25 protein-coding genes are annotated in these 22,747 nt (G+C 62.8%); 14 read left to right on the top strand and 11 right to left on the bottom strand.

The window, feature by feature from the left end; genetic code table 11:
* The first annotated feature begins 531 nt into the window (after window positions 1-531).
* From P9272_RS21925 to P9272_RS21935, 3 genes are all read left to right on the top strand, one after another.
* On the top strand, window positions 532-2,367 hold the full coding sequence (locus P9272_RS21925) for a glycosyltransferase family 2 protein (protein WP_278162208.1): 1,836 nt from the start codon (window positions 532-534) through the stop codon (window positions 2,365-2,367).
* 99 nt (window positions 2,368-2,466) lie between these two features.
* On the top strand, window positions 2,467-4,818 hold the full coding sequence (locus P9272_RS21930) for a sulfatase-like hydrolase/transferase (protein WP_278162149.1): 2,352 nt from the start codon (window positions 2,467-2,469) through the stop codon (window positions 4,816-4,818).
* A gap of 295 nt (window positions 4,819-5,113) precedes the next feature.
* Window positions 5,114-5,518: a hypothetical protein gene (locus tag P9272_RS21935; protein WP_278162150.1), complete on the top strand. Its 405-nt coding sequence runs from the start codon at window positions 5,114-5,116 to the stop codon at window positions 5,516-5,518.
* 126 nt (window positions 5,519-5,644) lie between these two features.
* Here the strand turns inward: P9272_RS21935 and P9272_RS21940 are convergent, their stop codons facing one another.
* From P9272_RS21940 to P9272_RS21950, 3 genes are all read right to left on the bottom strand, one after another.
* Window positions 5,645-6,724 carry a glycosyltransferase family 2 protein gene (locus P9272_RS21940; protein WP_278162151.1) on the bottom strand — a complete coding sequence of 360 codons (1,080 nt, stop codon included), beginning with the start codon at window positions 6,722-6,724 and terminating at the stop codon, window positions 5,645-5,647.
* Between the two features lie 5 nt (window positions 6,725-6,729).
* Window positions 6,730-7,647: a lysylphosphatidylglycerol synthase domain-containing protein gene (locus P9272_RS21945; protein ID WP_278162152.1), complete on the bottom strand. Its 918-nt coding sequence runs from the start codon at window positions 7,645-7,647 to the stop codon at window positions 6,730-6,732.
* 111 nt (window positions 7,648-7,758) lie between these two features.
* Entirely contained in the window at window positions 7,759-7,932 is a 174-nt protein-coding gene (locus P9272_RS21950) for a hypothetical protein (RefSeq protein ID WP_278162213.1), read from the bottom strand.
* Between the two features lie 301 nt (window positions 7,933-8,233).
* Here P9272_RS21950 and P9272_RS21955 point away from each other — a divergent pair, with 301 nt between their 5' ends.
* Window positions 8,234-8,842, top strand: coding sequence for a DUF995 domain-containing protein (locus P9272_RS21955; protein ID WP_128257702.1), 609 nt, complete (start codon window positions 8,234-8,236; stop codon window positions 8,840-8,842).
* A gap of 145 nt (window positions 8,843-8,987) precedes the next feature.
* Here P9272_RS21955 and galE read toward each other — a convergent pair whose 3' ends face one another.
* The 4 genes from galE to P9272_RS21975 form a co-directional block, all read right to left on the bottom strand.
* Window positions 8,988-10,052, bottom strand: a complete 1,065-nt coding sequence (gene galE, locus P9272_RS21960; RefSeq protein ID WP_278162154.1) for a UDP-glucose 4-epimerase GalE — start codon at window positions 10,050-10,052, stop codon at window positions 8,988-8,990.
* Entirely contained in the window at window positions 10,049-11,107 is a 1,059-nt protein-coding gene (locus P9272_RS21965; protein WP_278162155.1) for a UDP-glucuronic acid decarboxylase family protein, read from the bottom strand. The genes galE and P9272_RS21965 overlap by 4 nt, the downstream gene beginning before the upstream one ends.
* A 494-nt stretch (window positions 11,108-11,601) precedes the next feature.
* The gene (locus P9272_RS21970) at window positions 11,602-11,955 is read right to left on the bottom strand and encodes a hypothetical protein (RefSeq protein ID WP_278162156.1); all 354 of its coding nucleotides are present in this window, start codon (window positions 11,953-11,955) and stop codon (window positions 11,602-11,604) included.
* Between the two features lie 272 nt (window positions 11,956-12,227).
* Complete coding sequence (locus tag P9272_RS21975; protein WP_278162157.1) at window positions 12,228-12,701, bottom strand: carboxymuconolactone decarboxylase family protein; 474 nt, start codon at window positions 12,699-12,701, stop codon at window positions 12,228-12,230.
* Between the two features lie 135 nt (window positions 12,702-12,836).
* Between P9272_RS21975 and P9272_RS21980 the strand changes: the two genes are divergently transcribed.
* Genes P9272_RS21980 through P9272_RS21990 form a run of 3 tightly spaced genes read left to right on the top strand, consistent with a single transcriptional unit; the run spans window position 12,837 to window position 14,981 of the window.
* Entirely contained in the window at window positions 12,837-13,454 is a 618-nt protein-coding gene (locus P9272_RS21980) for a TetR/AcrR family transcriptional regulator (protein ID WP_278162158.1), read from the top strand.
* 44 nt (window positions 13,455-13,498) lie between these two features.
* Complete coding sequence (locus P9272_RS21985) at window positions 13,499-14,125, top strand: hypothetical protein (RefSeq protein WP_278162159.1); 627 nt, start codon at window positions 13,499-13,501, stop codon at window positions 14,123-14,125.
* A 7-nt stretch (window positions 14,126-14,132) separates the two neighbouring features.
* Window positions 14,133-14,981, top strand: coding sequence for a 23S rRNA (adenine(2030)-N(6))-methyltransferase RlmJ (locus tag P9272_RS21990; RefSeq protein WP_278162160.1), 849 nt, complete (start codon window positions 14,133-14,135; stop codon window positions 14,979-14,981).
* Window positions 14,982-14,995: 14 nt separating this feature from the next.
* Here the strand turns inward: P9272_RS21990 and P9272_RS21995 are convergent, their stop codons facing one another.
* On the bottom strand, window positions 14,996-15,751 hold the full coding sequence (locus P9272_RS21995; RefSeq protein WP_278162161.1) for a helix-turn-helix domain-containing protein: 756 nt from the start codon (window positions 15,749-15,751) through the stop codon (window positions 14,996-14,998).
* A gap of 170 nt (window positions 15,752-15,921) precedes the next feature.
* Here P9272_RS21995 and P9272_RS22000 point away from each other — a divergent pair, with 170 nt between their 5' ends.
* From P9272_RS22000 to P9272_RS22010, 3 genes are all read left to right on the top strand, one after another.
* Entirely contained in the window at window positions 15,922-16,344 is a 423-nt protein-coding gene (locus tag P9272_RS22000) for a VOC family protein (protein ID WP_128257710.1), read from the top strand.
* Between the two features lie 34 nt (window positions 16,345-16,378).
* Window positions 16,379-16,648 carry a DoxX family protein gene (locus P9272_RS22005; RefSeq protein WP_278162162.1) on the top strand — a complete coding sequence of 90 codons (270 nt, stop codon included), beginning with the start codon at window positions 16,379-16,381 and terminating at the stop codon, window positions 16,646-16,648.
* A 203-nt stretch (window positions 16,649-16,851) separates the two neighbouring features.
* Window positions 16,852-17,304, top strand: a complete 453-nt coding sequence (locus tag P9272_RS22010) for a hypothetical protein (RefSeq protein WP_278162163.1) — start codon at window positions 16,852-16,854, stop codon at window positions 17,302-17,304.
* A gap of 154 nt (window positions 17,305-17,458) precedes the next feature.
* Here P9272_RS22010 and P9272_RS22015 read toward each other — a convergent pair whose 3' ends face one another.
* The 3 genes from P9272_RS22015 to P9272_RS22025 all read right to left on the bottom strand — a co-directional run bounded on the left by P9272_RS22015 (window position 17,459) and on the right by P9272_RS22025 (window position 19,830).
* Window positions 17,459-18,709, bottom strand: coding sequence for an RNA polymerase sigma factor (locus P9272_RS22015; RefSeq protein ID WP_278162164.1), 1,251 nt, complete (start codon window positions 18,707-18,709; stop codon window positions 17,459-17,461).
* Complete coding sequence (locus P9272_RS22020) at window positions 18,706-19,110, bottom strand: YciI family protein (protein ID WP_278162165.1); 405 nt, start codon at window positions 19,108-19,110, stop codon at window positions 18,706-18,708. The genes P9272_RS22015 and P9272_RS22020 overlap by 4 nt, the downstream gene beginning before the upstream one ends.
* 126 nt (window positions 19,111-19,236) lie before the next feature.
* Entirely contained in the window at window positions 19,237-19,830 is a 594-nt protein-coding gene (locus P9272_RS22025; RefSeq protein ID WP_128257783.1) for a TetR/AcrR family transcriptional regulator, read from the bottom strand.
* Window positions 19,831-20,487: 657 nt separating this feature from the next.
* Between P9272_RS22025 and P9272_RS22030 the strand changes: the two genes are divergently transcribed.
* The 4 genes from P9272_RS22030 (at window position 20,488) to P9272_RS22045 (ending at window position 22,687) form a co-directional block, all read left to right on the top strand.
* Window positions 20,488-20,871: a hypothetical protein gene (locus tag P9272_RS22030; protein ID WP_278162166.1), complete on the top strand. Its 384-nt coding sequence runs from the start codon at window positions 20,488-20,490 to the stop codon at window positions 20,869-20,871.
* Window positions 20,872-21,141: 270 nt separating this feature from the next.
* Window positions 21,142-21,738 carry a glutathione S-transferase gene (locus tag P9272_RS22035; RefSeq protein WP_128257714.1) on the top strand — a complete coding sequence of 199 codons (597 nt, stop codon included), beginning with the start codon at window positions 21,142-21,144 and terminating at the stop codon, window positions 21,736-21,738.
* 69 nt (window positions 21,739-21,807) lie between these two features.
* Complete coding sequence (locus tag P9272_RS22040; protein WP_128257715.1) at window positions 21,808-22,185, top strand: TfoX/Sxy family protein; 378 nt, start codon at window positions 21,808-21,810, stop codon at window positions 22,183-22,185.
* 31 nt (window positions 22,186-22,216) lie between these two features.
* Window positions 22,217-22,687 (top strand): GFA family protein, encoded by a 471-nt coding sequence (locus P9272_RS22045; RefSeq protein WP_278162167.1) that lies wholly within the window; start codon window positions 22,217-22,219, stop codon window positions 22,685-22,687.
* Window positions 22,688-22,747: the final 60 nt, after the last annotated feature.

The raw sequence follows: 22,747 nt of genomic DNA on the forward strand, positions 1-22,747 counted from the left end.
GCGCCGACTGAAGCCGGCACGCAAACCCAAATATCGGTTTGCCGACGTGAAATGCGGGTTTTCTGAGCGACTGGAACCGGCACGTTGAACGCTGTGCCGTCCGTTATTGTGGTCTCTCCAGCCTCTATGGCTGGACCTTGAGACGAGGTCGCCGCGATACTCACAAATTCGCGTCAACATTACGATATTAACCCTCTCTTATATAAGAGCCTATGCTCGGTGAGAGTCAAGCGCAATTAACCGTTACTTAACCTTATTGCCACCGACATGGTTAACCGGGACGGATGGGGGCGCTTGCCCCGAGCAGCCGGCATTGCGTCGCGCCCCGACCGGTGAAGGTCGCGGAGCCGTAGCTGGTTAACCAGTTCCCAACAACTATGGTTAACGAAGGCCTAATTTTGTTGACTCTGCATTAGCCAAAACTGATTCTGTAGCGGGATGAATGCGTTCGACCGGCTTAGCCGGGCGGGCAGGGCGGGTAGTATGGGCGTATCTGGGGATGCCGACGTCGTCGGCGGCAAAACGACGTCAATGGGCAAGGCTGACGCGGTTTGGACCGGCCATGGCCCGAAGGGTCCTTATCTCGTGCCGGTGCTCACGGCGCGCCAGCAATTGATCTTGCGGCTTGGCCTCGCTTCTTGGTTCCTCACCCTGGCTGTCTTCTGGTCGTGGTGGCTGCGGCCCGAGCATATCGATCATGTCGGGCCCTTTGCCTTCGCTACAATCGTGCTGGCCTGGCTGACCTTGATGCCGATGTATTTCCTGCTCAACGTTCATGCCTCGAGGAAGTCGTCGAAGCTGCACACGATCCCGAAGCGCTCGCGCGTCGCCATGGTGGTCACCAAGGCGCCGTCGGAGCCTTTCTCCGTGGTGCAGCGCACATTGGAGGCGATGCTGGCGCAGGACTATCCGCACGACACCTGGCTTGCCGACGAGGATCCGACCGAGGCGACGATTCGCTGGTGCGACGCCCATGGCGTGCTGATTTCGACCAGGCGCGGCCGCGAGGACTACCACCGCAAGACCTGGCCGCGCCGCACGCGCTGCAAGGAAGGCAATCTGGCCTTCTTTTACGACCACTATGGCTACGAGCGCTACGACTTCGTCGCTCAGATGGACGCCGATCATGTGCCGTCACCGACCTATCTGAGGGAAATCCTCTATCCGTTCGCCGATCCCGGCGTAGGCTATGTCTCGGCGCCTAGCATCTGCGACAACAATGCCGACGAAAGCTGGGCGGCCCGTGGCCGCCTGTTCCCGGAAGGCATGTTCCACGGTCCCTTGCAGTCCGGCCACACAGGCGGCGGCGCGCCGCTCTGCATAGGTTCGCACTACGCCGTCAGGACGCGGGCGTTGCGCGAGGCGGGCGGCCTTGGCCCGGAGCTGGCCGAGGATCATTCTACCTCGATGCTAATCAACGCGGCCGGGTGGCGCGGCGTGCACGCCATAGATGCCATCGCCAATGGCGATGGCCCGCAGACCTTCGCCGATCTCGTCACCCAGGAGTTCCAGTGGTCGCGCAGCCTGGTGACGATCCTGCTCGAATACACGCCGAGATATTTCGGCAAGCTGACACCGCGGCTGAAGTTCCAGTTCCTGTTCTGCCAGCTCTGGTACCCGCTGTTCGCGGTCTTTGCGCTGATGATGTATGTGATGCCGATCTATGCGCTGGCCACCGGGCGCAATTTCGCCAACGTCATGTTCGCCGAATTCGTCCTCTACTATGCGCCGAATTCGGTGGCGCTGGTCGGGCTGGTGGTCATGCTCAAGGCCTTCGGCCTGTCGCGGCCGATGACGGCGAAGACGCTGAGCTGGGAAGGCACGCTGTTCCTTTTCTTCGCGCGCTGGCCCTGGGTTTTGTGGGGAACGCTGTCGGCCGTGCGCGATTACGTTACAAAATCATTCGTCGACTTCCGGGTCACGCCGAAGGGCAGCGGCCCGAAGCATCTCCTGCCCGCACGCGCCTTCGCGCCTTATGTCGCGCTGGCGATTGGCGCGGCTCTGCCGGTGCTGCTGGTCAAGCATCCGTTCGACGCCACGGGCTTCTACTGGTTCGCCGCCTTCAACGCTTTCCTTTATGGCCTTCTTGTCGTGGTGATCATTGCCAGGCACGTTCGCGAGAACAGGATTTCACTGCGCGCCAACGCCGCGAAATTCGCCCTGCATGCTTCCCTTGCGCTGATCGCGCTCGGTGTCCCGCTCGCTGGTTTCTACGATCGCGGGCTCGAGGGTCTCTACGGGCTGCAGCAGGGGGCCGGCGGCCTTCGCGTCGTCCGGATCGCCTATGTGATTTCCGGCGCCGGCATGGGCGACATCGGCTCGCGCAAGTTCTACTTCGACCCGGGCTGGGACAATAATCCTAGGTAGATCGCTGTACGAAGTCCCAATGAAAATGCGCATCCCCTCCCCAAATAACATGCACTTCGCCCGCGCAGGGTCGATCGTGGTCTTCACCGGACTGTTTGCGTGGCTGCTTCTCAGTGCTTTCCGGAGCAGCGTCGTCGACCCGCAGACAACACTTCAAGGGTTCCTGAAGGCGGTGCCTCTCGGGATAGCCTCAAGCTACTACGATCAGGTTTTCTCGCGAGCCTGGCCGCAGTCACGCTGTTGTTCCTTTTTGCCTTGAAGGTTAGCCGGTGGGCAACTGGCGCTGTCCTTACACTGTTCTACATCACGTTGGTTGTGTCGATCTGCTGGGGGTTCGCAAACATCAATCTGGTCAAGATACTAGGCGAACCGTTCACCTTTCTGTGGCTGGTCTATGGCGATTTCCTCCAAAACGAGGACGCCAAGAATGCAATGGGCGATGCATTCAACCTGTTCGATCTCTTGATCATCTCCGCCTCAGCGTTCTTGGTGCTTGCGCTAGGGCAGGCGGCCGCCAGGCTCTCGCTGAGCCTTGGGCCCATGACCCACCGCGTCGTTCTGGCGGCGGTCGTGGTATGTTTCGGTATCGTGCTCTATGGCACACGATCCTACGTAAGGGCGGAAGCCCTGCCGACGGCCAAGATCGAGAACCCGATCATCCATTTCGCCGAATCGGCCATGTTCAATGAGACGCCGGTCGTCCTCACGATGAAGACGAATGCCGACGAAACCGATGTCGCCACGGTCGGCGAACGTTCTCCCGAAACGTCGCGGTTCAAGGCACCTTCGCCGAATCCGATCAAGAATGTTCTGATATTCATGATGGAGTCGGTGCCTGCGCGGTATGTCGAGACCTTCGGCGGCAAATACCCAGTTACGCCGACCATCAAGAGCTACGCGGGCAGTTCAATCCGTTTCGACAACATCTATGCGAATGCGCCTTCGACGAACTACACGTTGTTCTCACTCTTCAGTTCTATGTACAACGACATCTCATATTACGGGATGACCTACAGTCACCCGTATCTACGGCTCGATTCAATATCCAATATATTGTCGGAGCGCGGATTTCGCACGGCCTTCTTCTGGAGTGCGGATTCGCGCTTCCAACGCGTGGATGAATTCCTGCTCAACAAGGGTCTGGATGTGGTCCAGGATTTCAGGGGCCAGAAGTGTGCCGAACCCACGTTCAAGCTCAGCACCAAGGAATGGAAGAATTTCGATTACATCAGCGATTTCTGCTCCGCGCAGTCGATTTCTGACTGGATGAACGCCGATCCAGAAAAGCCTTTCTTCGGTATCATGTTTACGGCGATGACCCATTATCCGTACATCGTCAACAATCCAATGTTCTCGGCTCATGCCTCGTCGTCGGCAACCGGCAACGAGACGCACTACTCGGGTGACGAGAAGTTTAACGCTTATCTCAACGCCTTGAGTATCGGTGACGCAGCGCTGGGAAAGGTCCTCGATTCACTCAAGCGGTCAGGTAGGCTGGATTCGACGCTCGTCGTTGTTTTGGGCGATCACGGCGAAGCTTTTGGCGAGCACGGCACGTATGTTCACGCCAGCGCTCTTTATGATGAAAACGTCCATATTCCGCTTATTCTGATCAACAGGCATCTGTTCCACGACGACGTCGACCATTCGATAGGCGGAATCGTCGACGTAGCGCCCACCATCCTCGACGTCCTTGGCCAACCGCTTCCGAAGTCTTGGCAGGGCCGCAGCCTGTTCAGCGAACAGCGACCAGATAGGACGTTCTTTTTCGCACCATGGAATGGATACCAGTTCGGTTACCGGCAGGGTGACCGGAAGGTCCTCTTCAATTCGACCACCGGAAAGCTGGAGCAATATGACCTTAAGGCGGATCCCGCGGAGAAGTCCAACCTCGTTGGCGGCGATCCGGAAGCCCACGATGCCCTTATCCAGCCAATCGCGCAATGGGTCCAGTCGCAGAGGCGACGCATCGCTGAAATGGTAGCGTTGCAAAAGAAGAATCCGCCAGGTTGCACCGCCACCAACCTTGAGTTCGACGCTGCCGGCACCAGCTATCAAGGACTGCCGACAATCGAGGTCCTGGTCAACGGCAAATCGGTTGGCCGCTACGACATTCCCGGTAGGGAGAGCGTCGCTTCGACCCCCAAGGGTATCATTGCCGAACTGCAGTCAGTGACGGCACAGACCACGCGGTTCAAGGTCGATATCGGCAGTGTGCCGGATCCGCAGAGGATCGAGCTCCGCTTCGTGAACGACCTTTGGGCGGGTGACGGAAAAGGTGGCGACCGAAACGTATTTATCAAAGATATCAAAGTAAACGGACAACTTCAGTCCAGCGTCAAGTTCCGTGTTGAAGAGAAAGAGGCGGGCTCCATCGACGACACGGGAGTGAGCCTCTACGGCAACGGCTCGTTGTGGTTCAACGGTCCGATTATCGAGGGGTGCGGCTAAAACGCGGCTCTGGACGCAGAGGCATCGGACGTTTCCTGAAGCCAGGTGCCGAACCGTATATCGTCGTGCGTTGTTCCGCCGAACTGGCGTCATCGCAATAGTTCAAGTTTTAATCACATGCGACGCGGTGTTGAAAGACCGCGCTCATCATCTCGTTTGCACGAATTTTAATAAGTTCAATCTAATATTAGCCACGATGTGGATGGCGGTCAGCCGTTAGCGGGGCGCGGAAGCCAAGGAAAGAGAAAATATATCCGCGCCAAAAACAACGCGTATTTCGTGGCAGGGGACAACGATGAACGATTTCATGAATGAAGCAGCGGCCATCGGCAAGAGATACGCCGTCGCGCTTGCGGCTGTCGCACTGGTCTCGATGGTGTCGGGCTGCCAGAGCATGGATACGATGAAAACCGGCTCGCTGAGCGTCAAGCCGGCGACGGAGCAACTCGGCAAGAAGATGCACCACGTCAGGAACAGGCAGCTGCATGTGGTCAATCGCAAGCCGATGACGCGCATGACCAGAGTGACGCGCGTCAGGGAAGAAGCCTACGCGGCTTTCGTGCGCCCGGAGCGCCTGCACATGTCGGCGCCGCTCAAGGTTTCCTACAGCCTGGGCAGTGTCGGTCCGCTGCTTGGCCATTCGCCGTGGATCTGCGGCCCGAGTGGCTTCGGCCAGCGCTCGGCTTGCCGGGCGCGCTGACCTGCCCAATCCGTCGCCGGGGGGCGTGATCGCGGGGCAAGAGGGCATTTGCGCGCTGAAGGCGCGCTGCCTCTTGCCCTTCGATCGCCCGCCCGTCGCGGTTCCGACCGACGGACGCCAGCGGGATTACTTCCGGCGCGCCTTCGGCTTTTCGACAACAGCCGGCTTGCTCGGCCATTGCCAGCCGTCGCCTTCGCCAGGGGCGGGCTGCGGCCGCGCCACATAGGCAAGCGTGCCATTGGCTTCGAGATAGATGCGGGACAGCATTTCGGCCAGCACCCCCGACGTAACTGCCTGCAGCCCGGCAATCACCAGGAAGAAGCCGGTGATGAGCATCGGCCGCGTGCCGATAGCCTGCCCCCAGAACACCTTGATCGCAAAAAGGTAGGCGAGGATCAGCGAACCGATGATGCCGAGCACGATACCGATGCCGCCGAAGAAATGGCCGGGCCTGGTTCGGTAGCGCATGAAGAAGAACATGAAGACGAGGTCGAGCACGACGCGGAAGGTACGCGAGATGCCATATTTCGACTGGCCGTGGATGCGGGCGTGATGCGTCACCACCTCCTCGGAGATGCGGCGCGGCGTCGTCACTGTCGCGAGCCACGCCGGGATGAAGCGATGCATCTCGCCATAGAGGCGCACGCTGCGGATGACGCTGCCACGGAACACCTTCAGGCTGCAGCCGTAATCGTTCAGCCGCACGCCGGTGACGCGCGCGATCAGCCTGTTGGCGATGCGCGAGGGCAGGCGGCGCATCCAGAACCCCTCCTGGCGGTTCTTGCGCCAGCCGGCGACGAGGTCGAGATCCTCAGCCAGCAGGCGGTAGACCATGCGCGGGATGTCGAAGGGGTCGTTCTGCAGGTCGCCGTCGAGCGTCGCGATGACGTCGCCGCGCGCGGCGTCGAGGCCGGCCTGCATGGCGGCAGTCTGCTTGTAGTTGCGCACCAGTTCAACGCCATGCACATGCGGCCCGTATTGCGCCGCCAGCCGGCGGATCTCGGCGGGGGTGGCGTCGGTGCTGCCATCGTCGACCAGCACCACTTCCCACGGCTGGCTGTAGTTTTCCATCGCCTGGTGGATGCGGACGAGCAGCGGCTCGACATTGTCGGCCTCGTTGTACATCGGGATGACGATGGAGAGCTTGTGCTCGGGCATGACGGCGCCCTCGGGCAGTCCCGATGCGGGGATGGGAAGCACGTTCATGGCGGTCATTTCCTTACCGGTCCCGCCGCCGGGGTTTCCGGCAGCGTCGGTTTCGAGGGGAACAGCCAGGCGATCGCACCGGTTGCGACCGCCGAGCACAGGATGAAGAGATGCAGCGCAAGCGCCGCCTGCAGGCCGTCCTTCATGGCGATGCCGGAATAAAGCAGCGCCGCGGCGGCGCCCGCCTCATAGGTGCCGAAGCCGGCGACGCCTTGCACCGGCAGGATGGCGGCGGCTTCCGCGCCAACGGCGCCGGGAAAGGCGGTCTGGAACGAGGTGTTGAGCAGCATGGCGAGCAGCCAGCCCTGAACGCCCAGCTTCAGCGCCCAGTTGGCGATCGTCCACCACCAGCCAAAGCGCGAGCGCCCCGTCGCCTCGGTGAAGATGTCGCGCAATTTGCCGAATTTCGAGACGATCCCGCCGCCGGCCGTCCAGTTGTGCGGCGCGCGTGCCCAGCGCGGCAGGTACCATGCGGCGGCGATAAGCGCCGCGATGCCGGTGACCCTCAGCGCCGGATGCAGGCCCGGCCAGACAAGGCAGGCCAGCACGCCGACGACGAAGGCGTCCTGTAGCCTGAACCAGAGAAGAGAGGCGCCGGCGCGCACGATGGAAACGCCGAACACCTGGCGCAACAGGATCGGAAAGGCCGTCTCGCCGCCGCGGAACGGTACAATGTTGATCATCGCATTGTGGATCAGGATGATGCGCAGCGTTGCGCCGAAGCGGCCGTTCACATCGTCGCGGAACTCATCGCAGACGCGCAGCGCCCTCAGCACATAGGTGACGAACAGCGCCGCCGCGACCGCCACGAAAGCGCCGGGCGTGATGGAGGCGAACGCATCGCCGACCATCTTCCAGCGCTGGTCGCTGGCAAGCCATGCCAGCAGCGCCAGAGTAACGATTATCGATATCGCTCGCTTCAACCAATTCTCCGATGGCGCCACCGCCACGTTGGAGCGGCTTATCCGGTGGTTCGACAATTCAGGCCTTTACCCGCGGATCGCTTCGCCGGCGCGGCTCGACCGGGCGCGCCGTCACGGGCGGGTGATCCTATAGACCAGCATCGTACCCGAATCCACAAGCATGGTCGCGGTCTTGTCGAGGTGGTCGATCACCCCGTCATGATATTCGACGAACTGCCGGTCAATGCAGGCGGACAGCACGCGAAGCCAGGCTCTGCCCGGCGGACGCCATATCCTGCTCGTCACCTTTCTTCTAGCGTCGGCCCTCCCGTCGAAGTTGTTTTGGGGCAGCGCATCGCCAAACAGTATCGCAACATCACAAGATTGTATTCGTGGCCGGCTAATGGCTTGGGGTGTTCACTTAGACTTGGAATGAGTTGACATCGCGCCGCTCGCGGCTGTTAATAGGCTCAAGGGCGCTGATCGCCCCGCCATCGGGGCCGGCAGGGCTCGGGCATCGTGAGGGCTCGCGGAAAGCCCGAAGAAACATCTTCCAGATCATGGATCCTCGGCCTCACCACATCGGGGTCGAGAGGGGGGCATCAATATGCGTACGGGCATTGGAACGACAGCTGAAACCACATCGCCATGCGAACCGGGTCGACTTGAGTTCAGCCCGCCCCATCGGCTTGCGAGAGGCGGCTGGCTGGTTCCGCTGCTGGTCGCCTGCGGCCAGCTTGCCTTTAGCGGCGCCGCCGGCGCGGCTCCGGCGAAGGACAGTGCGACGGCCGAGGCCGCCGCCAAGCCCGACACTGCTCCGACGGCTTTCGAGCTGCAGCTTCTCTACGCCGACCGGACCTGGAACTGGAAGAACGGCGCCGCCTATTTCGGGATGGACAGGCGCCTGCATGCCTGGACGAAAGGGGAGGATTCGCCCGCCGTCGGCGAGGGCCGCTGGCTGGTGACGGAAAAGGGCAAGATGTGCATGGAACTCGCCTGGCGGTCCAAGACCTACTCCACCAAGCCGAAGCGTACTTGCTACAGCCATCGTGTCGAAAAGGGCAACATCGAGCAGCGCAAGGATCCCGACGGTACCTGGTATGATTTCAAGCACGCCAAGGACGATCCCGCCGACGAGCACCAGAAGTTCGAGGCGGGCAACACCAAGGGCGCGCAGTTCGATGAGACCCGCAAGCTGGTCGACAGCAAGAGCTGAAGCAATTCCAGGAAAAGTGTGAGCGGGTTCGGCGGGTTCGCCGTGGCCGTCGTCCTGACCGCGCTGAGGCAAACGGCTGCAAGAATAGGAGGCTCGCTGAGCCGGCCTTAGCCGAACTCAGCGAGCCCACGCCCCGACACATTACTCACAGGGCCGACCGCCGGCCTTGCGGGCCGGCGTTTCTGATTGACGTTCGCGCCACGGCGGCCGAAACGCCGGGATTGACCAAGGCCGGGCCGAGCCCGAAGAAGGGGGCGGCCGTCCTAACGATGGTGTCGATGTCCGAAAGTTGCGCCACGAAGCCCAGCTGTTCGCGGGCAAGGCTTGGGTCGGCGAAAAGCCCTGCCGGATCACCGGGGCGGCGCGCCTTGTACATGACAGGAACCGGCCGCGATGTGATCCGCTCGACCGCGTCCATGATCTGCCTGATCGAGACCCCGCGGCCGCTGCCAAGGTTGACCGCAAGGCTTTTGCCGCCGGCCTCGAGATGCTGCAGGGCCTTGACATGCGCCCGGGCGAGATCGCTGACATGGACGTAGTCGCGCACGCAGGTGCCGTCCGCGGTTTCGTAGTCGGTGCCGAAAACCTCGATCGCCTCGATCATGCCGGACGCCGCCATCAACACCCTGGGGATGAGATGGGTTTCCGGCGTGTGCCATTCGCCAAGCTCGCCGTCTGGGTCGGCGCCGCAGGCGTTGAAGTAACGCAGGATCGCGTATTTCGTGCCGTAGGCCGCGGCATGGTCCCTGATGATCTGTTCGCCCATCAGCTTGCTGCGGCCATAAGGGCTGATTGGATTCTGAGGCGAAGTCTCGCTCACGGGCAACGCCTCGGGCATGCCATAGGTGGCGCAGCTGGAGGAGAAGATGATGTTGCCGATGCCGTTCGCCCGCGCGGCCTCGAGCACGGCGATCGTGCCGGCGACATTGACCGAATAATAATCCGCGGGGTCGCTGACCGACTCCCCGACATAGGCAAGCGCGGCGAAATGGACGATCGCCTGCGGCCTGTGGCTGGCGATGGCCCGCTCGAGCGCGCCGCGGTCGCGGATATCGCCGGCCACCAGCGGACCCCAGGCCACCGCCTTCTCGTTGCCACGGCTGAGATTGTCGTAGACCACCGGCAGGTAGCCAGCCGCCGCCAGCTGCTTGCAGGCGTGACTGCCGATGAAGCCGGCGCCGCCCGTCACCAGGATGGGGCGGGCACTCATAGCGCCAAAGCCCCGCCGGAGGACAGATGGTCGCCGCGCGAGGTGCCGGACTGCCGGCGGCCCAGCAGGGCTTCGAAATAGCCGGCGGTGTAGGCCAGCCCCTCGCTCAGCGCGACCTTTGGCTTCCAGCCGAGCTGCTGCTCGGCGAAGCTGATGTCGGGCCGGCGTTGCCGGGGATCGTCGACCGGCAGCGGCCTGTGCACGATCCGCGAGCGGGAATTTGTGTAATCGAGGACGAGCTCAGCCAGTTCCATGACGGTGAACTCGCCGGGGTTTCCGAGGTTGACCGGATGGTTCGGCGCCGCGGGCAACCGCATCAGCCGCACAAACCCCTCGATGAGGTCGTCGACATAGCAGAAGGAGCGCGTCTGCGTGCCGGTGCCATAGACGGTGATATCGTCCCCGCGTAGCGCCTGGACGATGAAATTGGACACCACGCGACCGTCATCGGGCTGCATGCGCGGCCCATAGGTGTTGAAAATACGCGCCACCCGGATATCGAGGCCGTAGGTTCTCGCATAATCGAAGAACAGCGTTTCGGCCGAGCGCTTGCCCTCGTCGTAGCAGGCGCGCGGGCCGTGCGTGTTGACGTTGCCGAAATAGCCTTCAGGCTGCGGATGCACCAGCGGATCGCCGTAGACCTCGGAGGTCGATGCCTGGAATATCTTGGCGTTGTGGCGCCGGGCGAGTTCCAGAAGGTTGATCGCCCCGAGCACGCTGGTCTTGAACGTGTGGATCGGATCGGCCTGATAGTGAGGCGGGGACGCCGGGCAGGCAAGGTTGTAGATCTCGTCGACGGCGAGATCCGTCGGCAAGGCATCGACAACGTCGTGGCTTATGCAGGTGAAGGCGGCGTCGCCCGCGATGCCGGCTAGATTGTACCTTTTGCCGGTGTGGAAATTGTCCAGGGCGATGACTTCATAGCCGTCCGCAAGCAGTCGCTCACACAAATGAGAACCCAGGAATCCTGCTCCGCCGGTGACCAGGGCCCGGCCGCGATCGATACCCTTTCGGCCCGACCGAACCGGTTTAAGAACTTTGATGAGCCTATTCATGGCAACCTCGTACGCACACACGCTACCGTTCCGGGACGGGCACTGCCCGACCAGGTCACAAAGGCGATTCTTCCGCATATGCAGAACCGCCTGCACTGATGTGCGTAGTAATTTTCTGAGTTCGCGAGGCTGTTTGCTCGACGGCTTGTCTTCGCCGTCTAAGCGTCCCTTACGCCCCTAGATCGCGATCCACGAGTCGGTTGCCACCACCGCAGACTGCTCGCCCAAATTGCACACCCAACACGTATAAAGATATACCGGTCGGCCGGGTAGTCAACTAAATTAGCGTTTCGTTAACCTCACGCCTTTGCGATTGGTTAACCGCGTGGGGTTGCTTGCTGGCTCGCGAGCGGTGAGGCGCTGCCTTGGACCGTTTTTTGGCCGGTGCCGCATTCGTCGAATTGCGGAAGCATGTCGGAAGAAGCTTTGGGCGTCATCCCTCAAGCCTCGAAGCAACGCCGTCATGACGCCGGGTCGAGAATGCCTCACCGATTCTAGATGTTCTCGGCGGCCGCCCCGGAACTTCTGGCGAAGCAATGCGACTGCTGTCCGAAGCCGCTTGGGCCGCAAACAAAAGCAGCGTGCCCAAGGTAAGGATTGGCGCTTACAACAGGAGCCGGGCGAGCCAGGTTACCTGTCTGGGCGGGCCGGCTCGGCTTCAGGTCGATCAACGCAGCGCTGCCGCTTTGCGATACGTTGAATGAGGTCGACTGACCGAAGTTGAAGTATTGGCAACCGGAAGTTGCCAGCAACGCGCCCAAAACAAAAAGACGGGGCAGGGCCTTGATCGGCATCAGAAAATTGTTGTTGGGGCAGGGCCGGCTTAGGCCTCGATAAGCCATCAGCATGAAGCAAATCCCCTCAAGCGCGTGGCGCTTATGTTCGAATCATGATCAGCCGCCCGCCCAAGCTCATTATGGCAAACCTGGTTATTTTAGCGATAGCTGTTTTGGAGCTTCCGCGGATTTTTCTGTCGCCGCAAGAGGGCGAGACGGCTTACAGCCGGACATCCCGCTGGCCCGCGTGACGATGGATAAGTGGGGCGGCAGAGCGTGGCCAACAAAATGGCCCGCGTCGTTGCGGGCCATTTTGTGACCTTCGGGCACCTTGTGCCTGAACCTTACTCTCCGCCCATCTCCTTCTTGAACTGGTCGAAGTCGACCTGCATACCGTTGAAGATCGTGCTCCAGTGGCGCGTCAGCGCTGCCATTGCGACGGCTTCCTGGATCTCCTCATTGGTGGCGCCGGCGCGCTTGGCGTTCTCGGTGTCCGACCAGATGCAGTAGCTGCAGGGGATCTGCGCCGCGACCGCCAACGAGATCAGCGACTTCTCCTTGGGCGTCAGAACCGTCTTGTCGCTGAGCTCGATGGCCTTGACCTCGGCCCACGCGCCGGGCAGACCGGCTTTCGGGAACTGTTTGACGAAGCTCGGCACGCCGCCCATCGTCGACTGGATGTCCTTCAGCGCGGCGTCGTAGTCATCGGCCCGGGCAGGCGCGGAAGCGAACGCCACGGCAGACACGCCGGCGACGGCGATGAGCGAGGCGGAACGAAGGCAGGAATGCACGGCTGAGACGATGCGAATGACTGACATGATGTTCTCCTCTGGTTTTTGTTAGCCTTACGATGTAAGGTATGCCAACGATGAACCTTACAGTGTAAGTTGTCAAGCGCCGCCATGGATGCACCGAGCAAAAAAAAGCGACCCCGCGGAAAGCTTTCCCGCGAGATGATCGAGGACGCCGCCTTCGAGGTGATCGAGCGGGAAGGGCTGTCCGGCTTTTCGATGCGCAAGCTCGCCGCCAGGCTCGGCTGCGAGGCAATGAGCATCTATCACCACTTCCCCTCGCAGGCGCATCTCTACGAGGCGCTGGTCGACCGCCAGATGAGCAGGCTCGTCATTCCCGACGACAGCCTGCCCTGGCGCGAACGAGCGCGCATCGGCATGCAGGAGTTCCGCCGTGTCGCGACCGAGCACCCGGCCTTCGCGCCCTTCATCGTCGTCTACCGCATGAACTCGCCGCCCTGCCTTGCCAAGCTCAACGCCATTATCGGCCTGTTCGAAGATGGCGGCTTCGGGCCCGAGCTCAGCGCCCGCCTGTTCCGCGCCGCCGGCTATTATCTGATGGGCGCGATCCTCGACGAGACGGCCGGCTACGCCAAGGGACCTTCGGCCGTCACCACGGTCAGCGACGAGGAACTGGCGCGCGACTATCCGAGCGTTGTGAAGGCCGGGGCCTATTTTGGCAGCGCCGGCTTCGACAAGACATTCGAGCTTGGCCTGGAAATGTTTCTGGACGAGATGGAGCGGGTCCGCGAAGCTGCCCGCGACGAAAACCGCTTGTAAGAAGGGCGGCAGCCGCCGACCGAAGAAAACAACCAAGGGTTTGAATGCGCTTCCTCTCCGTCCTTCTTCTCATCGCCGGCGCCGCCATCGGCATCTTCTATCCCTGGGCGATGAGCAACTTTTCCGGCCATGCGATCGGCACTTATCGCGCCTATGAGGGCGGCCGTTTCCGGCCGGTAACCGTGCAGCTCGAGGCAAGCGATGCGCCGGTTCGGGTGCTGGTCGACCTGACTGCGCGGGCCGAGCGGGTCGCCGGCCAGCAGCGCACGGTGCTGACGCTGACCGCGGCGAGCGGCGGACGTACGGCGCTGGCCTCGGCGCTCTCCTTCAACCACACTGACAATCCGCGCCAAGCCAGCCCGCAACTGCCCGACAAGATATTTCGCGATGAGGCCGGCGTTATCGACAGGGTCACGCCCGGTCCTTACCTCTTCACCGTCGGCCCCGGCGATGCCGACGGCATCGACATGCGCGCGGTCGATCTCGTCCTGCGCGCCGGCACCGGCTCGATCGACGAACGCGCGCAGCCGGCCGGCTATGCGCTGATGGGTATTGGCGTTGCCGGATTCGTGCTGTCGCTGGTCTTCAGCCGCCGCGGCGGAGGCCATCCGCAAAATCCCAATTCGCAGCCGCCACCGCCGCGCTGGGGCCGCGGCGGTGCGTCGAGGTGAAGTCCTCATGAATTATCGCCACGCCTACCACGCCGGCAATTTCGCCGATGTCGTCAAGCATGCGGTGCTTGCGCGTCTCGTCGAGTACCTCAAGCAGAAGGACAAGGCCTTCCGAGTCATCGACACCCATGCCGGCATTGGCCGCTATGACCTTGCCTCGGTCGAGGCCGGCAAGACCGGCGAGTGGCAGGGTGGCATCGGCCGGCTCACCGAGGCTACGCTCGAACCGCAGGCGGCGGCGCTGCTCCAGCCCTATCTGGAAGCGGTGCGCGCGCAAAATCCCGAGGGCGGCCTCAAGCATTATCCCGGCTCGCCGCTGATCGTTCGCCATCTCCTGCGCAACCAGGACCGGCTGACGGCGATCGAGCTGCACCCTGAGGATGCCGCGCGGCTCAAGTCGGTTTTCGAGGGCGATTTCCAGGCAAGGGTGATCGAGCTCGACGGCTGGCTGGCGCTGGGCGCGCAACTGCCGCCGAAGGAAAAGCGCGGCTTGGTGCTCATCGATCCGCCCTTCGAGGAGGAAGGCGAGTTCTCCCGGCTCATCGAGGGGCTTCGCAAGGCGCACCGGCGCTGGCCGGGCGGCATTTACGCGCTCTGGTATCCGATCAAGGATCGCAGGGCGGTGACAGCCTTCCGCGCGGCGCTAAAGGAGGCAGGCATTCCAAAGCTGCTCGACATTGCCCTCGAGATACGGCCCGGCTCGGACGAGCCCAGCCTGGACGGCAGCGGACTGGTAGTGGTCAATCCGCCCTATACGCTGGAGGACGAATTGAAGGTCCTGTTGCCCGCCCTGCACAAGGTGCTCGCCGTCCGGCAGCCGTCGCGCTGGACCTCTGATTGGCTTGCGGGCGAATAGGCGCCTGCGTTTCCTTACGCCAGCGCCGAGGGTGTCACGCCGGTCAGCCGCCTGCTTTCGCGGATCAGATGCGCCTGGTCAGCATAGCCGGCCTCGATGGCGAGCAGCGCGGTCGAAGATTCGCCCTGCTGCCGCTGCATGCGCCGGAACCGGTGGAAGCGCAGGATGCGGTCGAGCGTCTTAGGGCCATAGCCGAAAGCGTCCTCGAAGCGCCGGCGCAGCGTCCGCTCGCTCATATGCAACTGGCGTTGCAGGAACGGAACCAGCGGCGTTTCCGGCGGCAAACCTTCGTCGATGACATCGAAGGCCCGGCTCATCTGCGGGTCAAGCACTTCGCGGCCTTCCGTGCGCGCGCCGATCGTCTTCTCCAGGCGCCGAACCAGATCGGTGAGGTTGGGCGTCGCTCTGATGCTGTCTGAAAGCTCGCGGCTGCGCGTGCCCCACAATTCCCCGAGGTCAAGTCGTCCGCCCACGATTTCGCTGGCCGGCACGCCGAGCCAGCCCGCGGCCGCGCCCGGCCGGAAGCGGAAGCCGACGATCACCGCGCCGGCGGCAGGTGTCTCGATCTGCGGCTCCTTGTCCGGCCCGGCAATGCGGAAACGGCCGTCGATCCATTGGAGGTCGATCGTCGCGTCCGGCGTGATGACGATGGGTGGAACGCCGCGTTCGTCCATGCGATGGAACCAGACAGCGGAGAAGGTCTCGGCCAACCCGCCGGCAACAGGCCGCTCGCGAAAGAAGCCGGTGGTCTGCGCCAGGACCGGTCTCATCTCTTCTCCGATCTGCTCCGGCGGGGTTGCCGGATCGATGCGACGGTCGTTTTGGCCGAAATGTTCAAGGCCGGCCACGTCATCCATGGCAAAACGGATGGAACTTCACGGCGCTCACACGCCCGCATCCGTTGCGACTGTGGTCACGAATATAGAAAGGAGTGAGAGAAATGAAAGCTCGCATCACCGTATTGACGCTCGGCGTCGACGATCTGGAAGCCTCGCTCAAATTCTATCGCGACGGTCTCGGCCTGCCGACCGAGGGCATCATCGGCCGCGAATTCGAGCATGGTGCCGTCGCCTTCTTCAATGTCGCCGGCGGCTTGAAGTTCGCTATCTACGAGCGTGCCAGCATCGCCTGGGATGCCACCGTGCCGCAAAGCGGCCGCAGCCCGACCGAATTGACCATCGGCCACAATGTCGGCAGCGAGGCCGAGGTCGACGCGGTGATGGCAGAGGCCGTCAAGGCCGGCGCGCGTGTGGTCAAGCCGGCGCAAAAGACCTTCTGGGGCGGCTATGCCGGCTACTTCCAGGATCCCGACGATCACCTGTGGGAGGTCGTCTACAACCCGGCCTTCATCCCCGAGGACTGAGCGAGGCGAAGTAGATCTTCGAGGTGAGGTCGCCATGCCTGTTCAAACCATTCAAGCGCTTGGCGCTCTCCTCATCGGCGGCGTGTTCGTCTTCGCCGGCATCGAGCATGTCCTCAAATTCGGGGCGATGCGCGACTATCTGGCCGCGCAGAAATTTCCGGCTCCGGCCTTGATGCTGGCCGCTGGTTCGGGGGTCGAGATCGTTGCCGGTTTCCTGCTTGCTGTTGGCATGGCCCGGCCCTTCGCCGCCGCCGCGCTGGTCATCTTCACTATGGCGGCGAATCCCACGCTGCTGCGTTTCTAGGCGAGCGCGGAGCCGGAGCGCCAGGTGCTGCGCAATGCGTTCCTGCTCAACATTGTCGTCATAGGCGGGCTGCTGCTTGCCGGCACTCACTGATCAAACGGCAGATCCGGAACGAAGCTTTACGGAAACCATTGTTTTCGCGACCGCTTGACCGCCGCCAAGCGAATCCGCACAGTGCGTGCAACCGATCTTGAGAGGCTGTCATGACTCGCTTCACCCATTCCGCCCTTGCCGCGCTGGTTGCGCTGTCCACTCCCTTTGCCGCTCCGCTTGGCTTCACCCAGGCGGCGCAGGCCGCCGACCTTTCCGTCTACAGCGGCGACGATGGCAGCGTCTGCGGTGAGGCATGGGTGCTGAGCAGGATTACCGACCGCTTCTCCTATCAGGTGCATCACGTGCCGCATCTGCCGGATGTGGCGATCACCGATTTCCGCAACATCCGCCAGCATCGCTATGAGCCGGCGAGCGACGAATGGCCGATCGGCCGCCACTATTGCCGCGCCACCGTCAACCTGTCCGACGGTCGCGACCGCTCGATCTTCTATCTGATCGAGGAAGGCCAAGGCTTCGCCTCGATCGGCGACAATATCGAGTTCTGCGTCTCGGGGTTCGACCGCTGGCTGGTCTATAATGGCCGCTGCCGCGTGCTGCGGTAGGCTGTGTCGATATTCAGGTGGTGCCGGCCTGCGAATGGCGGCGTCCTGCGCTTCCGGTGCTCACGTACGTTGAGTACGCTCCGCTCCGGTTCTCGGGCACCGTCATTCTCGACTCGGCCTGACCTGAATCTCGACACACCCGGCACTTCCCTTCCTAGGTCAAGTTCAAGCTAGCCCGCGCAAGCAACAGCGCGCGTTCCCGCTCATTTCCGGTCAGCTCGGCGGCGCGGCGGAATTCGGCGCGGGCTTCGTCCATCCGTCCGAGCTTCGCCAGAAGATCGCCGCGCACCGTGGGCAACAGATGCGTGTCCTTCAGACGCGGTTCGTCCCTTAGCATATCGGCGATGGCCAGCCCTTGCTCCGGCCCGAAGGCCATGCCGACCGCGACCGCTCTGTTGACCTCGACGATGGGCGAGGGCGCGGCCAGCGCGAGCGCCTGGTAGTAGGCGGCGATGGCGATCCAGTCGGTGTCGGCCGCGCTTACCGCGCGGGCGTGGCAGGCGGCGATCATCGCCTGCAACTGATAGGGACCGGGTGTCGGCGTCAGCGCCATTGCGCGTGCCAGCCCGTCAAGGCCGCGCCGGATCAGCGACCAGTCCCAGCGGCCGCGGTCCTGGTCGAGCAAAAGGATCGGATTGCCGGCGCCGTCGATGCGGGCGCCGAAGCGCGAGGCGCTGAGCTCCATCAGGGATAGCAGTGCGATCGCCTCGGGCTGCTCAGGCATCAGCCCCGCGAGCACGCGGCCGAGGCGCATCGCCTCGTTGCCGAGATCAACGCGCAGCCAGTCCGGACCGGAGGAAGCGACATAGCCTTCGTTGAAGACCAGGTAGATCACTTCCAGCACGGCGCCCAGGCGCTCGTTCCGCTCTTGCCCGCGCGGCGTCTCGAAGGCGATGCGGGCGTCGCGCAGCGTTCGCTTGGCGCGCACGATGCGCTGGGCAACGGTTGCTTCGGGCACCAGGAAGGCGCGCGCGATCTCGGTCGTGGTCAGCCCGCCCAGCATCCGCAGGACAAGTGCGGCGCGCTGTTCGGCCGGCAGCGCGGGATGACAGGCGGTGAAGATCAGCCGCAGCAGGTCGTCGGCGATATCCTCGTCGAGCGCAGCCTCGATGTCGGGCCTCTCGCGCTCCATCTCGGCAAGATCGATCGCCAGCTCGCGGTGCTTGCCGTCGAGCATAACCGTGCGACGCAGGCGGTCGAGCGCCCGGTTGGTGGCGACCCGGGTCAGCCAGGCGGCCGGGTTGTCTGGAATGCCGTCGAGCGGCCAGCGTTCCAGCGCCGCCACGAAAGCATCCTGGACCACCTCTTCGGCCAGCCCGACATCGCGCAGGGTGCGGATGAGCCTGGCGGCGAGCTTCGGCTGCTCGATCCGCCAGACCGCTTCGACGATCGCGGCTGCGGTCAACTCTTCAGCCCGCTGAAACCTTCGGCCGCCTTCTGGACATCTTCGGGAAAATCGCTCATCTCCTGAACGCGGCGGACCTCGATGACGTCATTCTCCCCGGCGGGGCAGCGGCGGGCCCATTCGATAGCCTCCTCGCGCGAACGCACGTCGATCATCCAATAGCCGCCGAGTACTTCATTGACCTCCGCGAAGGGGCCGTTGGTGACGGCCGGCTTGCCACCCTTGAAAGACACACGTGCTCCAACGGACGGCGGATGCAGCCCATCGAGCGCAAGCAAAACTCCGGCCCGCTTCAACTCCTCATTGTATTTCATCATCGCCTGCACCGCCTCTGCGCTCGGCATCACATCGGGAGCCGCGGTCGCATAGCCGCCGGGGATCATCAGCATCATGAAGCGCATCAGTATGGTCCTTTCGATTGCGTTGCTTCGATCCTACGACGAACGAGGATCGACGGAATCGACATCGGTGCAAGAATTGGTTCGATCTATCCTTGGCGCCTTGTCGACCGCGGGACACCGCCGCCGTCACGCCCGCACGCCTTGGCCAGATAAATAGGCCGAAATCAACTCGACGAGCTGCTTCTGCAGTTCCGGCGCTTCCAGCATGTTGCGGCGCGCCGCGTTATGGATCACACCCTCGATCGCCGAGGAGAGCACGCGCGCCATCGTCTCGGTATCCTTGCGGCGCTTGCGGTACTGCGCGACGGCCGCCGTGTAATGTTCGAGATAGCGCGCCTGGAATGAGGCGTGCGCGGCGCGCGAGCCGCGGTCGCCGGGGGCCTCGTCGAGCAGCACCTGGTGCAGCGTCGGATGGATCGAGTGCGCGCCAATCATGCCGCGCACCAGCTCGCGCGCGAATTGCCTGAGCGGCTTCTCCTCGGCCGACGCTTCGCGAATCACCGACAGCACATGGTCGAAGTGACGGCGCCGGATTGCTTCGACCAAAGCGAGCTTGTCGGGAAAATATTGATAGAGCGAGCCGATGCTGACGCCCGCGGCCTCGGCTACCTTGTTGGTGGAGAAGCCGGCCCAGCCGAGCTCGCTCAGAACGTGAGCACCGGCTTCGATGATCGCCTCGACGGTGGCGATCGACCGCGCCTGGCGCGGCTGCTTGCGCATGCGCGCGGCCGGCTTTGCAATGCGAGTAGACATGCTGGCCCGTCTCCCGAGAATATGAACAGGATACTCACATTCATTTCACCAACGCAAATGGGGCCGCGAAGATGAGTGCCAGGACCTTACTGAAGAGCCTGCTTGCATACCAAGGCCCCGGCGAATGATGAGCTCATGGAGAGGGGGCACGCCCCTCCCTCAGATGCGCGGCAAAGATCCACGGGATGACATGGATATGCGCAAGCCGGCAGAGATCGCCGTCGGCGGAGCTGGAATATGAGCTCTAGGCTCACTTTCGAACACGCAAGCTTTGACCGTCTTGCACGTCAGGTTCATCTGTAGATGTTTTCGCTGGACAAGATGAGACCGGTGTTCGGCAGTGGGTTCTCTATTGTGAGCACTCTGCTCACATTGCGATGCAAAGTTATGCCGCGGATGGATGGATCATCGGGTGATAGAAGCCGCGCGAAAATCTGTGCGCCGGGCCGTCACTTGGAAAGTGACAGATTCGCTCACAATTTTTCGATGAGATGCATCTTCGTGTAACCAAAATTCAATAACTTAAAATCATTGTGTTGCTTCGCTGGCTAGACAGTCGCGAGTCAGATATGCATGAGCATGCCGGGTCACTCACGACCTTAGGCAAAACGCAAGGGGCATCGCATGGCAAAGACCACAACCAAGGCGCCGGCGGCGAAAGCGCCGGCAAAGAAGCCGGCAGCTAAGGCTGCCGCGAAACCTGCAGCAGTGAAGAAGGCAGCGGCACCGAAGGCAGCCGCCAAGGCTCCGGCCAAGGCAGCAGCGAAGCCGGCCGCAAAGGCTGCGGCAAAGCCCGCCGCCAAGGCAGCGGCGAAGCCCGCCGCCAAGGCTCCGGCCAAGGCAGCAGCGAAGCCGGCCGCGAAGGCAGCGGCCAAGCCGGCCGCAAAGCCCGCCGCAAAGGCAGCGGCCAAACCCGCCGCCAAGGCTCCGCTGAAGGCCGCCGCCGCCAAGGCTCCGGCAGCCGTCAAGAAGGCAGCTCCGGCGAAGAAGCCGGCCGCCAAGAAGTAATCGCGTAGCTTCGCTTGGCGAACCGCGGCAGGTGAGGGCGGGTGCCACCGGGCACCCCTCTCGCCAATTCGCTGTGACAGCGAGCGGAGTCGGAGCGCACGCTCCTCCTAAAGCCCTCGGAAATTTGCTGCCAGGCAAAACTTTCCGGGGGCTTTTTTGTTGCCGCGTCCCGCGCCGGCGGGACGTGTCTAATCCGGATAAGCGTTGCTTGGCCGTTGCCCTGGAGGTTCCATTCGGTCAACAGTGCGGCAAACAACTGGGAAATCGATCATGCCGAAACTGCTCTATGCTTCCACGTCGCCCTACAGCTCGAAGGTCCGCATGGCGGCCGTCTCCGCCGGCATTGCCATCGAGCTTGTGCCGGTCAAGACGGAGGATAAGCCCGCCGAGCTGATCTCGGCCAATCCGCTCGGCAAGATTCCGGTGCTGGTGCTGGAGGATGGCCGCTCGATCTATGACAGCCGCGCCATCACCCAATATCTCAACCGGGTGTCGAAGAACGCGCTGTTTCCGCGCAATCCGGACAAGCGGCTCGATGCGGAAGTTCTCGAGGCGCTGGCCGACGGCATTTGCGACTGCGCGCTATCGATGGTTTATGAGCGGCGCACGCGGCCCGAGGCGATGGTCTATCAGCCCTGGCTCGACCGCCAGTGGGGCAAGATCACCACCGCGCTCGACCTCATCAACGCCAACCCGCCGAAGCTGCCGAAGAAGATCACCGCCGGCCACATGGCGCTGCGCGCCACCCTCGGCTATCTGTCGCTGCGCTTTTCGGGCCAATGGGAGAAGGGCCGCAGTCGGCTGGTCCGCTGGGCCGCGCGCTTCGACGAGAAGTTTCCCGAACTGAAGAGCAGCGTGCCGGGGTGAGAGGCCGCGCTTGAACGCTCACCCGTTTCCGTGCTGCCTGAGGCCTCGCCAATTAATGAGGTGGTGAGCATGGCAAAGTCCTCAACCGGCCTCGCGCCCGACCCGATGGTCGAGCGCTTGCGCGCCGCCCTTGGCCGGCGCGACTTCACCGAGCAGAAGATGTTCGGCGGCACCTGCTTCATGATCGATGGCAACATGCTGGTCGGCACCTCGAAGCGCGGCCTCCTGGTGCGCGTGGGCAAGGACGCGCATGCGGCAGCGGCCGCTCGTCCCCATGCGCGCCCGATGGAAATGGGCGGGCGCTCGATGGAAGGCTATCTCCACGTCGGGCCGGAAGGCACGGCGAGCGAGGCCGAACTCGGCTTCTGGCTCGATCTTGCTTTGACCTTTGTCCAGACACTGCCGCCGAAGGACAAATCCGCCAAGGTCGCAAAGAAGCGCGCGTAAGCCGCTGACTCGCCACTTTCCGGACGGCGATGTGTCAGTATCGGCTGCGCCGGTGCCGACGAACGCATCGGGCAAGGGGGAAGCGATGGCGCTCAGCGGGCATTGCATGTGCGGAGCGGTCACCTGGAAATATTCCGGCGATATCATCCGCAATCTGGTCTGTCACTGCGCCGATTGCCAGCGTGCCACCTCGTCGCCCTTCACCGCCTTCCTGGGGCTGGCGCCCGATGAGCTGAACTGGGCCGGCGACATCAGGCACTATGAAAGCAGCACGGACACGTTTCGCGGCTTCTGTCCGTCCTGTGGCACCAGGCTCTATTTCCGCTCGGCAAGATGGCCGACAGAGATTCACGTTCACGCCGCCACCATGAACGATCCGGGCGACTACCGGCCGGACGCTCAGGTCTTCATGCTATCGCGTTTGAAATGGCTGGACCGGCTGCCGTCGATACCCACCCACGATGGCTTCCAGCAGCAGCCGGCGCGTCGGTCGGGCGCCTGACGCCTTTCGACCGGGTCTACAAAAAAAGCCGGGCACAAGGCCCGGCTTTTCCGTGTCGTG

Source organism: Mesorhizobium sp. WSM4976 (assembly GCF_029625685.1).
Taxonomy (GTDB): Bacteria; Pseudomonadota; Alphaproteobacteria; order Rhizobiales; family Rhizobiaceae; genus Mesorhizobium.

Coding starts and splice junctions, on each gene's coding strand:
- P9272_RS22040 (WP_128257715.1), top strand. CDS start 21,808: ATGGCAAAGTCCTCAACCGGCCTCGCGCCCGACCCGATGGTCGAGCGC.
- P9272_RS21975 (WP_278162157.1), bottom strand. CDS start 12,701: ATGTCAGTCATTCGCATCGTCTCAGCCGTGCATTCCTGCCTTCGTTCC.
- P9272_RS22000 (WP_128257710.1), top strand. CDS start 15,922: ATGAAAGCTCGCATCACCGTATTGACGCTCGGCGTCGACGATCTGGAA.
- P9272_RS22005 (WP_278162162.1), top strand. CDS start 16,379: ATGCCTGTTCAAACCATTCAAGCGCTTGGCGCTCTCCTCATCGGCGGC.
- P9272_RS22030 (WP_278162166.1), top strand. CDS start 20,488: ATGGCAAAGACCACAACCAAGGCGCCGGCGGCGAAAGCGCCGGCAAAG.
- P9272_RS21990 (WP_278162160.1), top strand. CDS start 14,133: ATGAATTATCGCCACGCCTACCACGCCGGCAATTTCGCCGATGTCGTC.
- galE (WP_278162154.1), bottom strand. CDS start 10,052: ATGAGTGCCCGCCCCATCCTGGTGACGGGCGGCGCCGGCTTCATCGGC.
- P9272_RS21965 (WP_278162155.1), bottom strand. CDS start 11,107: ATGAATAGGCTCATCAAAGTTCTTAAACCGGTTCGGTCGGGCCGAAAG.
- P9272_RS21995 (WP_278162161.1), bottom strand. CDS start 15,751: ATGAGACCGGTCCTGGCGCAGACCACCGGCTTCTTTCGCGAGCGGCCT.
- P9272_RS21940 (WP_278162151.1), bottom strand. CDS start 6,724: ATGAACGTGCTTCCCATCCCCGCATCGGGACTGCCCGAGGGCGCCGTC.
- P9272_RS22010 (WP_278162163.1), top strand. CDS start 16,852: ATGACTCGCTTCACCCATTCCGCCCTTGCCGCGCTGGTTGCGCTGTCC.
- P9272_RS22035 (WP_128257714.1), top strand. CDS start 21,142: ATGCCGAAACTGCTCTATGCTTCCACGTCGCCCTACAGCTCGAAGGTC.
- P9272_RS22020 (WP_278162165.1), bottom strand. CDS start 19,110: ATGCGCTTCATGATGCTGATGATCCCCGGCGGCTATGCGACCGCGGCT.
- P9272_RS21935 (WP_278162150.1), top strand. CDS start 5,114: ATGAACGATTTCATGAATGAAGCAGCGGCCATCGGCAAGAGATACGCC.
- P9272_RS22025 (WP_128257783.1), bottom strand. CDS start 19,830: ATGCGCAAGCAGCCGCGCCAGGCGCGGTCGATCGCCACCGTCGAGGCG.
- P9272_RS21970 (WP_278162156.1), bottom strand. CDS start 11,955: ATGCTGATGGCTTATCGAGGCCTAAGCCGGCCCTGCCCCAACAACAAT.
- P9272_RS21955 (WP_128257702.1), top strand. CDS start 8,234: ATGCGTACGGGCATTGGAACGACAGCTGAAACCACATCGCCATGCGAA.
- P9272_RS21985 (WP_278162159.1), top strand. CDS start 13,499: ATGCGCTTCCTCTCCGTCCTTCTTCTCATCGCCGGCGCCGCCATCGGC.
- P9272_RS21980 (WP_278162158.1), top strand. CDS start 12,837: ATGATCGAGGACGCCGCCTTCGAGGTGATCGAGCGGGAAGGGCTGTCC.
- P9272_RS21925 (WP_278162208.1), top strand. CDS start 532: ATGGGCAAGGCTGACGCGGTTTGGACCGGCCATGGCCCGAAGGGTCCT.